Here is a 13,044-nt window from a genome sequence, read left to right on the forward strand (position 1 = left end):
GCCCGGCAGCACCCTCGATCCGTTACGGCCACCGCCTCGACACTGCGTTCCCGGCGGCGTGACCGCCTTCGACGAGGAACACAGTGCAGTGAACAGCAAGGGGATGATGGCGGCGGTGGTGGCCGCCCTGGCAGGGCTGCTCGGAATCGGCAGCGCGCAGGCACAGGTACAGGTCAGTGGCAGTGCGGCGTTGACCAGTGACTACGTGTGGCGTGGCAGCTCGCAGAGCGACGGCGACCCGGCGGTGCAGGCGGGCGCGAAGGTTTCGATCCCATCGGGTTGGTACGCCAGCGTGTGGGGCTCCAACGTTTCGTTCAAGCCAGACAACGGCGCGCGCAGCGAGTTCGACCTGGTGGCGGGCTGGTCCGGTGCGCTGGCCCCGGACTGGACACTGGATGCCAACCTGACCCGCTACATGTACCCGGGCACCGGCCGCGCGCTGGACTGGACCGAACTCAATACCACCGTGACCTGGAAGCAGCGCGCCTGGTTGCAGGTCGCCCATTCCAGCGATGCATTGGCCGGCGGCCATCGCGGCACCTATGCCCAGTTGGGCGTGCGGGTACCGCTGCACGAGCGGTTCCACCTGGAGGCGGCGGTGGGCCAGTATTGGCTGGCCACCGCCCAGGGGCCGGATTACCTGCATGGACAGCTCAGTGCCATCGCCTCACTGACCCCGGCATGGGAACTGCGCGCCACCGTGCATGACACCGACAGTGCGGCCAAGCGCCTGTTCCCGGGCAATGCCGGGGGGCGTTGGGAGTTGGCGCTGCAGGGCAGCTTCTAGTTCGACGACACCGCCTGGCGCGCACGCAGCGCGCCGGGCAGCCACAGCAGCAGGGCCAGCACGGCCACCGTGGCACCGGCCACGCAGACGCCGGTCCAGCCGAAGCGCTGGTAGACCTGCGCCGACAACAGCGAACCCAGCGAACCGCCGATGAAGTAGCCGGTCATGTAGCCTGCATTGAGGCGGTTGCGTGCGGCTGGTTGCAGCGCATAGATCAGGTTCTGGTTGCTGACGTGCAGCAGCTGCGCGGCCAGGTCCAGCACCACTACGCCGACCAGCAGCGCCAGCAGCGAGTGTGCCGACAGCCCCAGCGGCAGCCACGAGAGTAGCAACAGCGCCAGCGCGATGGCGGTGGCGCGGCCGGTCTGCCCGCGGTCGGACATGCGGCCGGCCAGGCCAGCCGCCAGCGTGCCGGCGGCGCCGACCAGTCCGAACAGGCCGATGGTGGCGTCGCTGTAGGCGTAGGGCGGTTGTGCCAGCAGGAACGCCAGTGGCGTCCAGAAGATCGCGAACATGGCGAAGCTGCAGGCGCCAAGCAGCGTGCGCTGGCGCAGCACGGGTTCCTGTACGAACAGCACACCGATCGAGCGCAGCAACGCGAAGTAGCCAAGGCCGGCGCTGTGGTGGAAGCGCGGCAGGCCGCGCTGCAGTGCCAGCGCGGTCAGTACCAGGGTGCCGGCGGCGATCGCGTACACCAGGCGCCAGTCGCCCAGGCTGGAAAGCAGGCCGGCCACGGTACGTGCCAGCAGGATGCCCAGCAGCAGGCCACTCATCAACGTGCCGACCACGCGACCACGATGCTCGGGCGCCGCCAGCGTGGCGGCGAACGGCACCAGCACCTGGGCCACCACCGAGAACAGGCCGGTGATCGCGGTGCCCACCAGCAGCCAGGTCAGCGACGGCGCACAGGCACTGATCACCAGCCCGCCGGCGGACAACAGGCTCATCACCACGATCAGGCGGCGGCGTTCGAACAGGTCTCCCAGCGGCACCAGCAGGACCAGTCCGGCGGCATAGCTCAGCTGTGCGGCAGTGACCACCATGCCAACCTGGCCGAACGGCACACCGAAGGCATCGGCAATGGTGTGCAGCAGCGGCTGCGCATAGTAGTTACTGGCCACGGCCACGCCGGTAGCCACCGACATCAGCAGCACCTGCCATCGGTGCAGAGGGGGGAGGGACGGACTCACGCGGTGTTCCAGAGAAGCGGGGTGCACAGTGTCCGCCTGCTGCAGCGATGATGGAAATGAATCATCATCATCCCTGTCATCTGGAAACGAGATAGCAGGGTGAACCTCAAGCAGCTCGAGTTTGCCGTCGCCCTGGCCGAGGAAGGCAACTTCACCCGCGCCGCCGAACGCTGCCATGTGGTGCAGTCCGCACTCAGCCACCAGATCGCCGCACTGGAGCAGGAACTGGGCACGCCGCTGTTTGAACGCCTGCCGCGCCAGGTGCGGGCGACGGCAGCGGGTGAGGCGCTGTTGGTGCACGCACGCCAGGTGCTGGTCAGCCTGCGTCACCTGCGCGCCGACGTGGCCGCGGTCAGTGGTGAGGTGCGTGGTCTGCTGGCGATCGGGCAGATCTCCTCGCTGACCGATATCGATGTAGTGGCGATGCTGGCCGCCTTCCAGCAGGTGCACCCGCAGGTGGAATTCCAATTGCGGGTGGACAAGAGCGAGGACCTGATCGCGCAGGTGCAGTCGCGCGACCTGGATGTGGCGCTGGTCGGGTTGTCACCCTCGGCCGGCCTGGACGGGGTCTGCCACCAGATGCTGCAGGAAGAAGACCTGGTGGCGGTGCTGGCGCCGTCGCACCGCCTGGCCCGGCGCAAGCGGCTGCCATTGACCGAATTGCAGGACGAGGCGCTGGTCGACTTCCCGCGCGGCACCGGTGCGCGGCGGCAGACCGACGATGCCTTCGCTGCCGTTGGCCTGCCGCACACCGTGCGTTTCGAGGTCAATCTGATGGAACTGATCGAGCGCTTCGTCCGCCATGGGCTGGCGGTTGGCATCGTGCCGACGTTGATTGCCGAAGGCTTCCAGGGCGTGGTGCAGATTCCGCTGCAGCCGACCCCGACCCGCCGCGTGCACCTGGTCTGGCAGCGGCTGCCGACACCGGCGGCGCGGGCGTTCGTCGAGGCCGTGCTCAGCCGCGCAGGCGCAGGCTCAGGCCCTTGAGGAAATTGCGCAGCATCTGGTCCAGGCAACGCCGGTAGTTGGTGTGGCCGGGCTGGCGGAACAGCGCGCCCACTTCCGACTTGGACACGTTGAAACCGGCGCTGGCGAAGATCTCCATCAGATCGACGTCGCGCAGCTGGAACGCCACGCGCAGCTTCTTCAGCACCAGGTTGTTGTCGATGCGGGTTTCCACCGCACGCTGCGGCTGGCTCTCGTCGCGACCGCGCAGGTGCACGATCAGGCCATCGAGGAAGTGCGCCAGCGCGCTGTCGCTCATCGCCTCGAAACCGGCTTCGTCCTCGCGGCGCAGCCAGGCCTTCACCTGCTCGGGATCCACGGCGAAGGCCGGGTCGGCCATCTGGCACAGGGTCACCACGTGGTGGTCGCCCAGATCCAGGGAGTAGCGCACGCTGCGCAGGACATCGTTGTTGATCATGGCCCAATTGTACCGGTCACCCCGGCAGGAGGGGCCGGATCAGGCCGATCAGGCAACGCAACCCCCCGCCGACGGTGCCAGAATGGGGGTCTGGTTTTTCCCCCCTGGAGTTGCCTGATGACCCGCACTGTCCTGATTACCGGCGCCACGTCCGGCTTCGGCGCCGCCGCCGTCCACCGCTTCGCCCAGGCGGGCTGGAAGGTGATCGCCACCGGCCGCCGCGGTGAACGCCTGCAGCCGCTGGTCGAGCGCTACGGCAAGGACGTGGTGCACGCGGCTGCCTTCGACATCCGCGATCCGGTGGCGATGGAAGCCGCGTTGCTGGCACTGCCGCCGGCCTTCGGCGAGATCGATCTGCTGGTCAACAATGCCGGCCTGGCGCAGGGCACCGCGCCGGCACAGAGCGCCAAGCTGTCGGACTGGACCACGATGATCGACACCAACATCACCGCGCTGGTGACCCTGACCCATCGCCTGCTGCCGCAGCTGGTGGAGCGCAAGGGCGCGATCATCAACATTTCCTCGGTGGCCGGCGTCTACCCGTATCCGGGCGGCAACGCCTACGGTGGCACCAAGGCCTTCGTCAGCCAGTTCTCGCTGGGCCTGCGTTCGGACCTGCATGGCACCGGCGTGCGCGTGACCACGATCGAGCCGGGCATGGCCGAAACCGAGTTCACGGTGGTGCGTACCCATGGCGACCAGGCGGCGTCGGACAAGCTCTATACCGGCGCCAACCCGATGACCGCCGAAGACATCGCCGAACAGATCTTCTGGGTAGCCAGCCTGCCGCCGCACCTGAACATCAATCGCCTTGAACTGATGCCGGTCAGCCAGTCCTTCGCCGGTTTCCAGGTCGCCCGCGAAGGCTGACGGTCGTTTGTAGAGTCGAGCCATGCTCGACTCCACAGAAACAAAAAAAAGCCGGGCAATGCCCGGCTTTTTCGTTCACAGCGGCAGGCTTACTGCGCCTTGATCGCCATCGCCTGCAGGCCGGTGCCGTCCAGCTTCTGCTTGGCTTCGGACAACTCGCCGGCACTGCCATACGGCCCCATGCGCACGCGGTACACGGTCTTGCCGTTGATCTGCGCCGATTCCACGCGTGCCGCCAGGCCCATCATCGCCAGCTTGGCCTTGGTCGCTTCGGCATCGCCGGAGGCACCGAACGCACCCGCCTGCAGGATGTAGCGGGCGTTGTCGGCGGCGGCCGGTGCAGCAGCGGCCGGGGTACTGGCCGCGGTCGGCGGGGTTTCCGCGCGCGCTGCCGGAGTGGCGGCGGCGCTGCTGGTCGACGCCGTCGGCGTGCTGGCCGGAGGCGTTGCCGCTGCCGGGCGTTCGCTCAGCGGTGCCGGCAGCGGACGGCTGGTGGCGGTTACCGGTGCGGTGCTGGCCACGCTGGCGGTTGCTGTCGGTGCAGGTGCAGCGGCTGCGGCCGGAACCGGCTTGCCTTCCAAAGCCGCCTGCGCGCGCTGCGCTTCGGCCTTGGCCCGGCGCTGGTCTTCGGCACGCGCGCTGGCGGCCAGTTCGGCGTCGGACATTTCAACTTCCTTGCCCGGCAGCAGGGTGTAGAAGTCGTACTGGGTGGCGGCCGGCTTTTCCGGTTCGGCCGGCTTCGGCGTGGCCGGCTGCGCGGCCGGCTGGGCGCCAACATCGCTGTCGGCATCCGCGACCGGGGCCGGCTGCGCGTTCGGGTTCGGCTGCGGACCGGCGCGAAGGAAGCCATCGCCTTCGCCCTTGAACAGGTTCGGCGCCGCCAGGAACACCACGGCTGCAATCGCCACGCCAGCGACCAGCCACACCCATCCGGGTGTTCCCTGGCTGCTGCTGTTGCGTCGTGCCTGGTTTTTGCCGCGTCGTGCTGCCATGTGTACTGCGTCTCCTGATGCTTACATTTTTTCCGGGGCGCTGACGCCCAGGAGTTCGAGGCCGTTGGCCAGCACCTGGCGCGCGGCGCAGGCCAGGGTCAGCTTGGCGTTGCGGTCGGCGGCGTCATCCACCAGCACCGGCGTCCCGTGATACCACGTGTGGAACGCGTGCGCCAATTCACGCAGGTACTGCGCCACCAGATGCGGTTCCAGCGCCACGCCGGCCGCCTCCACCACTTCCGGGTACCGCGAGATCTCGTTCATCAGCAGCAGCGAAGCGTCGTCGGCCAAGCGGCCGAGGTTGGCCAGGCCGTTGCCCTGTTCGTACACCAGGCCCTTCTCCTGCGCCTGGCGCAGCAGGCTGCAGACGCGCGCATGCGCGTACTGCACGTAGAACACCGGGTTGTCGTTGCTCTGCTGGCGGGCCAGGTCGATGTCGAAGGTCAGCTGCGAATCGGGCTTGCGCGCGATCAGGAACCAACGGGTGGCATCGCGGCCGGCTTCCTCGATCAGGTCGCGCAGGGTGAAGTAGCTGCCGGCACGCTTGGACAGCTTCACTTCCTCGCCGCCACGCATGACGGTGACCATCTGGTGCAGCACGTATTCCGGCCAGCCCTGCGGAATGCCCACTTCCATCGCCTGCAGGCCGGCGCGCACGCGCGCCAGCGAGCCGTGGTGGTCGGCACCCAGTTCGGTGATCGCGCGCTCGTAGCCGCGCTGCCACTTGGACAGGTGGTAGGCCACGTCCGGCACGAAGTAGGTGAAGGTGCCGTCGGACTTGCGCATCACGCGGTCCTTGTCGTCACCGAAGTCGGTGCTGCGCAGCCACAGCGCGCCACCTTCTTCATAGGTATGACCCGACGCCTGCAGCTTGGCCACCGCTTCGGCTACCTTGCCGTCGGCGTACAGCGAGCTTTCCAGGAAATAGATGTCGAAGTCGACGCCGAACGCGGCCAGGTCCAGGTTCTGCTCGTTGCGCAGGTAGGCCACCGCAAACCGGCGGATCGCCTGCATGTCGTCCGGGTCCTTGGCGCCGACCACGGTGCTGCCTTCCAGGTCGACGCTGGCGCCGGCCATGTAGGCGCGGGCGACGTCGGCGATGTATTCGCCGCGGTAGCCACCTTCCGGCCAGCCGTCCTGGTCCGGCGCGATGCCCTTGATCCGCGCCTGGGTGGACAGCGCCAGGTTCTCGATCTGCACGCCGGCGTCGTTGTAGTAGAACTCACGCTTGGCGTTCCAGCCGTTGGCGTCGAGCACACGTGCCACGCAGTCGCCGATCGCCGCCGCGCGGCCATGGCCGACATGCAGCGGGCCGGTCGGGTTGGCCGACACGTACTCCACGCCCACCGTGCGGCCATTGCCGGACAGATTGCGGCCGTAGTCGTGGGCTTCCTTGATGACCGAGGCGGCTTCGCGCTGGTACGCGGCCGAGGCCAGGTGGAAGTTGATGAAGCCGGGGCCGGCGATCTCGACCTTGCTGACGTCCTCGCTGCGCGGCAGCGCCTCGACCAATGCCTGTGCCAGTGCGCGCGGATTGCTGCGCGCGGCCTTGGCCAGCAGCATCGCGGCGTTGGTGGCGAAGTCGCCGTGGTCGCGGGTCTTCGGGCGCTCGACCACGAAGTCCGGCGGCAGGGAGTCGGCGGGCAGGGTGCCATTGGCGCGCAAGGCTTCGATGCCTTGGCTGATCAGGGCGCGGAGGAGATTTTTCACGAGGCCTGCTGTGAGAATGAGCGGCGGAATCGCCCATTTTAGCGCAGATACCCGCGCCCACGCTGACCAGAACATGCCTGTGGGGGCGGCCGATGGCGCCTGAAGGGGCCGTGCTCAGCCGAACAGGCGCGGCTGGGGCGCGGACAGAAGGCCCCGTTCAGCAAATGAAACGGGACGGCCCTCGCCCACCACGAAGTGGTCCAGCAGGCGCACGTCCACCATCGCCAGCGCCTGCTGCAGTTCGTCGGTGATGCGGGTATCGGCGCTGGAGGGTTCCGGGTCGCCGGAAGGGTGGTTGTGGCTGAGGATCACCGCCGCCGCGTTGTGCAGCAGGGCGCGCCGCACCACTTCGCGGGGGTAGACCGGTGCGGCGTTGATGGTGCCGTGGAACAGTTCCTCGCAGGCGATCAGGCGGTGGCGATTGTCCAGGAACAGGGCCATGAAGATCTCCCGTGCCTGCCCTCGCAGGCGGTGCTGCAGATAGCGTCCGACCGCGGCCGGGTTGTTGCCGACCGCTTCGCCGTGTTCCAGCTCGGCGGCCAGGTAACGGTGGGCCAGTTCCAGCCCGGCAGCCAGGGTACAGCTGCGCGCCGGACCCAGACCGGGCAGGCGCGCCAGCTCCCGCGCGGGGCGATCGAGCAGCACCCGTAACGGGCCATGCGCCTGCAGCAGGTCGCGCGCGGTCTGCACGGCATCGCGGCCACCGAACCCGGAGCCGAGAAACAGGGCCAGCAGTTCGGCGTCGGAAAGTGACGTGGGCCCGCGCGCGATCAGCTTCTCGCGGGGGCGTTCCTGTTCGGGCCAGTCATGGATGGGCATGCCTGCATCATCGCCAGCTTCGGCGGCATCTCCCATCGGGGCTTGCCGCGGGCCCGGGTCGGTCGATGCCTCAGTCGCGCCGGGTCTGCAGGTAGTCGAACAGTTCCTGGTTGTTCTGCAGGCCCAGCTTGCGCTTGGCTTCGGCCTTCTGCCGGCTGATGGTCTTCGGGCTGCGCCCACAGCGCTCGGCGACCTGGTTCACGTTGAGACCGGCCGCCAGCAGTTCCAGCACTTCCTGTTCGCGTGCCGACAGCGGCGCCGGCTCACGCGGAAACAGCAGGTCGCGTGCCTGCAGGTGGTGGCGCAGCTGCTGGGAGACGAATACCTGCCCCGCCATCGCGGCGTTCAGCGCCTGGGGCAGTTCGGCGAAATCGGCGCACTTGTCGACCAGGCCACTGATGCCCTCCCGCAGCAGTCCGTCCAGCAGGCCGGGATGACGGGCGCCGGTCAGCACCACCACCGGCAGGCCAGGGCGGCGCATGCGCAGCGCGTCGATCAGCTCCGGACCGTCCGGGCCGGCACCCGGCATCGAGAGGTCGGTCAGCACCGCATCGCAGTCGTGCTGGTCCACCAGCTCCAGCAGCTGGGCGCCGTCGCGCGCACTGCCGACGATGTCCATCAGGTGGCTCTGCAGCACGACACGGATGCCATGCAGGACCACGGGATGGTCGTCGGCGATGATGATGCGTGGATGCACGCGGCTCCTCGAAGGTCGAACAGGCCACGGCGGGCGGCAGCCAATGCCTGATTCTGCAAAAGCACAGAGACGTAGGGGTATAGGAAAGGTCCGAAACTGTTACCGGGTGAATCCCGGGTCAACGCAGGCGGATTCCATCTGCTGATAGCCGCCCGCTATGTGCGCCCTGTACCGGGACATTACCGGCCATCGGGTAAGCTAGCGCCCTCGTTTGCACAGGAATTCCAGGTGGCTGACTCCCCCAACGCTTCCCCCGCGCCGGCGCGCGCGCTGGAAGGTCAGAAACTGCTGTTGTGCGTCGGAGGCGGGATCGCGGCGTACAAGGCGCTGGAACTGGTGCGGCGCCTGCGCGACGCCGGTGCCCAGGTGCAGGTGGCGATGACCGCCGGTGCCCAGCAGTTCGTCACTCCGCTCAGTTTCCAGGCCCTGTCCGGGCAGCCGACCCGCACCACGCTGTGGGACAGCGCCGCCGAACAGGCCATGGGCCACATCGAGCTGGCCCGCTGGGCCGACCGCATCGTGGTCGCCCCGGGGACCGCCGATCTGCTGGCCCGGCTGGCGCAGGGCCATGCCGATGACCTGGTCAGCACGTTGTGCCTGGCCAGCACCGCGCCGTTGACGATCTGCCCGGCGATGAACCACCGCATGTGGCTGCATCCGGCCACCCAGGCGAACATCGCCCTGCTGCGCCAGCGCGGCGCGCAGGTGATCGGCCCGGTCGACGGTCCGCTGGCCGAGGGCGAATCCGGTCCCGGCCGTCTGGCCGAGCCCGGCGACATCGTCGCCGCGCTGGCCGCCAATGGCAGTACCACGGCGGCGGCTGCCGCACCGGAAACCCGCGCGCTGCAGGGCCTGCGCCTGCTGATCAGCGCTGGCCCGACCTATGAAGACATCGATCCGGTGCGCTACGTCGGCAACCGCAGCAGCGGCAAGATGGGCTTTGCCCTGGCCGCGGCCGCCGCGACGATGGGCGCCCAGGTGGTGCTGGTCAGCGGCCCGGTGCAGCTGCCGACGCCGCCCGGCGTGCAGCGCGTGGACGTGCGCTCGGCCGCGCAGATGCGCGATGCCGTGTTGAAGTCGCTGCCGGCCGACATCTATATCGGTGCCGCCGCGGTGTCCGACTACACACCGCGCCAGGTGGCTGCGCAGAAGCTGAAGAAGACCGCCGACAGCCAGTCGCTGGTGATCGAGCTGGTGCGCACGCCGGACATCCTGGCCGAAGTCGCCGCGCAGACGCAGTCGCTGAAGCTGGTGGTCGGCTTTGCCGCCGAAACCCACGACGTGGAGAAGTACGCACGCGGCAAGCTGGTCGACAAGCGCCTGGACCTGGTGATCGCCAATCAGGTCGGCATCAGCGGCGGCGGTTTCGAGAGCGACAACAACGCCGCCACTGCCTTCTGGCAGGACGGTGAACAGGTATTCCCGGCCACCTCCAAGCGCGAGCTGGCCGAACAACTGCTGGCGCTGATCGCGCGGAGACTCCAGGCATGACCCAGGCTTTCACTTCCCAACCGCTGCAGGTCAAGCTGCTCGATCCGCGCTTCGGCGACAGCTGGCCGCTGCCGGCCTACGCCACCGAAGCCAGCGCCGGCATGGACCTGCGCGCGGCGCTGGATACCGCGCTGACCCTGCAGCCGGGCGACACCGCGCTGGTGCCCAGCGGCCTGGCCATCCATATCGCCGATCCGAACCTGTGCGCGGTGATCCTGCCGCGTTCCGGGCTGGGTCACCGCCACGGCATCGTGCTCGGCAACGGCACCGGCCTGATCGACGCCGATTACCAGGGCCCGCTGCTGATCAGCGTCTGGAACCGTGGCCGCGAGGCCTTCACCATCGAGCCGGGCGATCGCATCGCGCAGCTGGTGGTCGTGCCGATTGCCCGCGTCAGCCTGCAGGTGGTGGATACTTTCACCGACAGCGTGCGGGGAACGGGTGGATTCGGCCATACCGGGGTGCGTTGACAGGGGACATCGATGAGCGGCATCGGGGAAGGACAGCGGGGACGGTCGTTGGGACGCAGTGCGCCACTACTGGGGGTGCTGCTGGTCCTGCTGGCTGGCTGGTTCGGATGGAGCGCGGTGCAGCAATGGCGCCAGGAGGCCAACGGCCAGGCGCTGGAAGCTGCGCGTGACCAGGCTGTGCAAGGCCTGCAGGAGGCCGCTGCCGGCCAGCTGAAGCAGCTGCAGCAGCAGCTGAAGAACGAGCGCGTGCAGCAGGCGCTGCAGGCCGGCGATGCCGCTGCGGCAGCCCTCGCGGTCCGCGAGAGCTGGACCGGCGTCGAGCACGCCGAAGTACTGACCGCCGATCTGGCCAACGCCTACGCCGACCCGGCGACCTTCGGCTATGCCCGGTTGGCGCTGCTGGAAGCCGCATTGGCCGAGACCGGCCCCAGCCTGCGCGTGGTCCGCGATGGGGGTGGCAATCGTCTTGGCCTGGCGGCACCGGTGCCGCTGGGCAGCCTGGGCCCGGCAGTGCTCTACGTGCGCCAGCCATTGCTGCGACTGACCTCGCCGCTGGACCAGGTGAGTGCGCCATCGGCCGGTTTCCTTGGCCTGCGCCAGGGCGCGCATGACCTCGTCGCCCAGGGCGATGCCAGCCTGGCTGAAAGTGCCGAAGCATTGGCGCGGCCGATTCCGGGTACGCCGTTGCGGCTGGTGGCCGCGGTACCCAATGTCGAACCCGGTCCGCTGGGCCTGGGTTCGCTGGCCAGCGCCATCGTTGCGCTGCTGCTGGCGTTCATCGCCGTGCTGCTGGTGGTGGGTCGCGGCCGCCTGCCGAAGACGCTGCCGCTGCCGCGCCGTGCGGCCGTGGCGGAAGCGGATCATGGCCCGACCCTGAGCGAGAGCCTGCAGATGGCGCCGCCGCCGGTGGCCGAGGCCAGCACAACTGAAAGTGCACCGCCGCCCCCGCCGCCGGTTCCGGCCGAGGAACTGGCGGCCGGTATCTTCCGCGCCTACGACATCCGCGGCGTGGTGGGCAGCCAACTGACGCCGAAGACGGCGGCGCTGATCGGCCAGTCCATCGGTACCGTGGCACTGGAGCAGGGCCTGCGCGAGGTGGTGATCGGCCGCGACGGCCGCCTGTCCGGCCCGGAACTGGCCGCAGGGTTGGCCGAGGGCCTGAGGCGCGCCGGTTGCGCGGTGATCGACATCGGCCTGGCACCGACCCCGGTCGTGTACTACGCCGCCTTCCATCTGCGCACCGGCACCTGCGTGGCGGTCACCGGCAGTCATAACCCGCCCGAGTACAACGGCTTCAAGGTGGTCATCGGCGGCGAGACGCTGTCCGGCGATGCCATCACCGATCTCTACCAGCGCATCATCGAAGGCCGCCTGGTACAGGCCGCCGAGCCGGGCGATTACCAGCAGCGCGATGTCAGTGCCGACTACATCCAGCGCATCGCCGACGACGTGCAGCTGGACCGCCCGTTGAAGGTCGTGGCCGATGCCGGCAACGGCGTCGCCGGTGCGCTCGCACCGCAGCTGCTGGAAGCGATCGGTGCTGAAGTCATTCCGCTGTACTGCGATGTCGACGGTACCTTCCCCAACCATCATCCCGACCCGAGCGAACCGGCCAACCTGGAAGACCTGGTGCAGACGGTCAAGCGCTTCGGCGCCGACCTCGGCGTCGCCTTCGATGGCGATGGCGACCGGCTGGGCGTGGTCACCGGCGAAGGCAGGATCATCTATGCCGACCGCCTGCTGATGCTGTTTGCCGCCGATGTGCTGATGCGCAACCCCGGCGCGATGGTGATCTACGACGTGAAGTGCACCGGCAAGCTGTCCGACCACGTGCTGCGCAATGGTGGCAGCCCGCAGATGTGGAAGACCGGGCATTCGCTGATGAAGGCGAAGATGCGCGAGACCGATGCCGAGCTGGCCGGCGAGATGAGCGGCCACTTCTTCTTCAAGGAGCGCTGGTTCGGTTTCGACGATGGCCTGTATGCGGCGGCGCGCCTGCTGGAGATCCTGGCCCAGCGCGAGGAGACCCCGGATGAGGTACTGGCAGAGCTGCCGGAGATGGTGGCCACGCCGGAACTGAAGGTGCCGGTGGCCGACGGTACGCCACATGCGCTGGTGGCGATGCTGGTGGCGGCGGCGCAGTCACCGGACACCCCGTATGTGGGCGGCCGCCTGTCGACCATCGACGGCCTGCGTGTGGACTTCCCCGATGGCTGGGGCCTGGTGCGTGCCTCCAATACGACGCCGGTGCTGGTGCTGCGCTTCGAGGGCAACGACGAGGCGGCACTGGAACGCATCCAGGCGCTGTTCCGCAGCCAGCTGCAACCGGTGCTGGGCGAGACCCCGCTGGGGTTCTGAGGTGGGGCCGGGCTGCGCCCGGCACCCGCCGAATCAACGTCAACGTCAAAGGCCGGCTATCCGTGGGATGGCGGGGCGGTGTCGGAGTGCGGGGACGCAGCAAGTACGTCCCTGTAAGCTTGGCCGCCGCATCCATGCGGCGGACACCCCCGCGCAGCCCACCCCCCCGGCCCCCGCCAAATTTCTTGGCGGCCCCCCACGGGAAGGGAGAGGAAAATCAAAGGCAAAAGCGGGGCG

General features: G+C 68.6%; 12 protein-coding genes. 6 read left to right on the plus strand and 6 right to left on the minus strand.

Annotated features, from left to right (window positions below; genetic code table 11):
• Positions 1 to 88 precede the first annotated feature (88 nt).
• Positions 89 to 787, plus strand: a complete 699-nt coding sequence (locus ARC63_RS16650; RefSeq protein ID WP_057503860.1) for a TorF family putative porin — start codon at positions 89 to 91, stop codon at positions 785 to 787.
• On the opposite strand, the gene ARC63_RS16655 is transcribed toward ARC63_RS16650, so the two are convergent.
• The gene (locus ARC63_RS16655) at positions 784 to 1,932 is read right to left on the minus strand and encodes an MFS transporter (protein ID WP_338141133.1); all 1,149 of its coding nucleotides are present in this window, start codon (positions 1,930 to 1,932) and stop codon (positions 784 to 786) included. The genes ARC63_RS16650 and ARC63_RS16655 overlap by 4 nt on opposite strands.
• A 144-nt stretch (positions 1,933 to 2,076) precedes the next feature.
• On the opposite strand from ARC63_RS16655, the gene ARC63_RS16660 reads away from it, so the two are divergent.
• Positions 2,077 to 2,964: a LysR family transcriptional regulator gene (locus ARC63_RS16660; RefSeq protein ID WP_057503853.1), complete on the plus strand. Its 888-nt coding sequence runs from the start codon at positions 2,077 to 2,079 to the stop codon at positions 2,962 to 2,964.
• On the opposite strand, the gene ARC63_RS16665 is transcribed toward ARC63_RS16660, so the two are convergent.
• Positions 2,933 to 3,400, minus strand: a complete 468-nt coding sequence (locus ARC63_RS16665; RefSeq protein ID WP_005411992.1) for a YehS family protein — start codon at positions 3,398 to 3,400, stop codon at positions 2,933 to 2,935. The two genes, ARC63_RS16660 and ARC63_RS16665, sit on opposite strands and share 32 nt — an antisense overlap.
• Positions 3,401 to 3,517: 117 nt before the next feature.
• Here ARC63_RS16665 and ARC63_RS16670 point away from each other — a divergent pair, with 117 nt between their 5' ends.
• The gene (locus ARC63_RS16670; RefSeq protein WP_019337645.1) at positions 3,518 to 4,270 is read left to right on the plus strand and encodes an SDR family NAD(P)-dependent oxidoreductase; all 753 of its coding nucleotides are present in this window, start codon (positions 3,518 to 3,520) and stop codon (positions 4,268 to 4,270) included.
• A gap of 89 nt (positions 4,271 to 4,359) precedes the next feature.
• On the opposite strand, the gene ARC63_RS16675 is transcribed toward ARC63_RS16670, so the two are convergent.
• From ARC63_RS16675 to ARC63_RS16690, 4 genes are all read right to left on the minus strand, one after another.
• Positions 4,360 to 5,262 (minus strand): SPOR domain-containing protein, encoded by a 903-nt coding sequence (locus tag ARC63_RS16675; protein WP_057503854.1) that lies wholly within the window; start codon positions 5,260 to 5,262, stop codon positions 4,360 to 4,362.
• Positions 5,263 to 5,283: 21 nt separating this feature from the next.
• On the minus strand, positions 5,284 to 6,972 hold the full coding sequence (gene argS / locus ARC63_RS16680; RefSeq protein WP_057503855.1) for an arginine--tRNA ligase: 1,689 nt from the start codon (positions 6,970 to 6,972) through the stop codon (positions 5,284 to 5,286).
• A 114-nt stretch (positions 6,973 to 7,086) separates the two neighbouring features.
• Positions 7,087 to 7,791: a RadC family protein gene (gene radC / locus ARC63_RS16685; RefSeq protein ID WP_049480365.1), complete on the minus strand. Its 705-nt coding sequence runs from the start codon at positions 7,789 to 7,791 to the stop codon at positions 7,087 to 7,089.
• Between the two features lie 70 nt (positions 7,792 to 7,861).
• Positions 7,862 to 8,488 carry a response regulator gene (locus ARC63_RS16690; RefSeq protein ID WP_057503856.1) on the minus strand — a complete coding sequence of 209 codons (627 nt, stop codon included), beginning with the start codon at positions 8,486 to 8,488 and terminating at the stop codon, positions 7,862 to 7,864.
• Positions 8,489 to 8,716: 228 nt separating this feature from the next.
• Between ARC63_RS16690 and coaBC the strand changes: the two genes are divergently transcribed.
• From coaBC to ARC63_RS16705, 3 genes are read left to right on the plus strand one after another with little or no spacing between them, the layout of a single operon-like run.
• Complete coding sequence (coaBC, locus tag ARC63_RS16695) at positions 8,717 to 9,979, plus strand: bifunctional phosphopantothenoylcysteine decarboxylase/phosphopantothenate--cysteine ligase CoaBC (protein ID WP_010486895.1); 1,263 nt, start codon at positions 8,717 to 8,719, stop codon at positions 9,977 to 9,979.
• Entirely contained in the window at positions 9,976 to 10,449 is a 474-nt protein-coding gene (gene dut, locus ARC63_RS16700) for a dUTP diphosphatase (RefSeq protein ID WP_021204751.1), read from the plus strand. Before coaBC ends, dut begins: the two co-directional genes overlap by 4 nt.
• A 12-nt stretch (positions 10,450 to 10,461) precedes the next feature.
• Complete coding sequence (locus tag ARC63_RS16705; protein WP_057503857.1) at positions 10,462 to 12,807, plus strand: phosphomannomutase/phosphoglucomutase; 2,346 nt, start codon at positions 10,462 to 10,464, stop codon at positions 12,805 to 12,807.
• Positions 12,808 to 13,044: the final 237 nt, after the last annotated feature.

This window comes from Stenotrophomonas geniculata ATCC 19374 = JCM 13324 (assembly GCF_001431625.1).
In the GTDB taxonomy this organism is placed as follows: domain Bacteria; phylum Pseudomonadota; class Gammaproteobacteria; order Xanthomonadales; family Xanthomonadaceae; genus Stenotrophomonas; species Stenotrophomonas geniculata.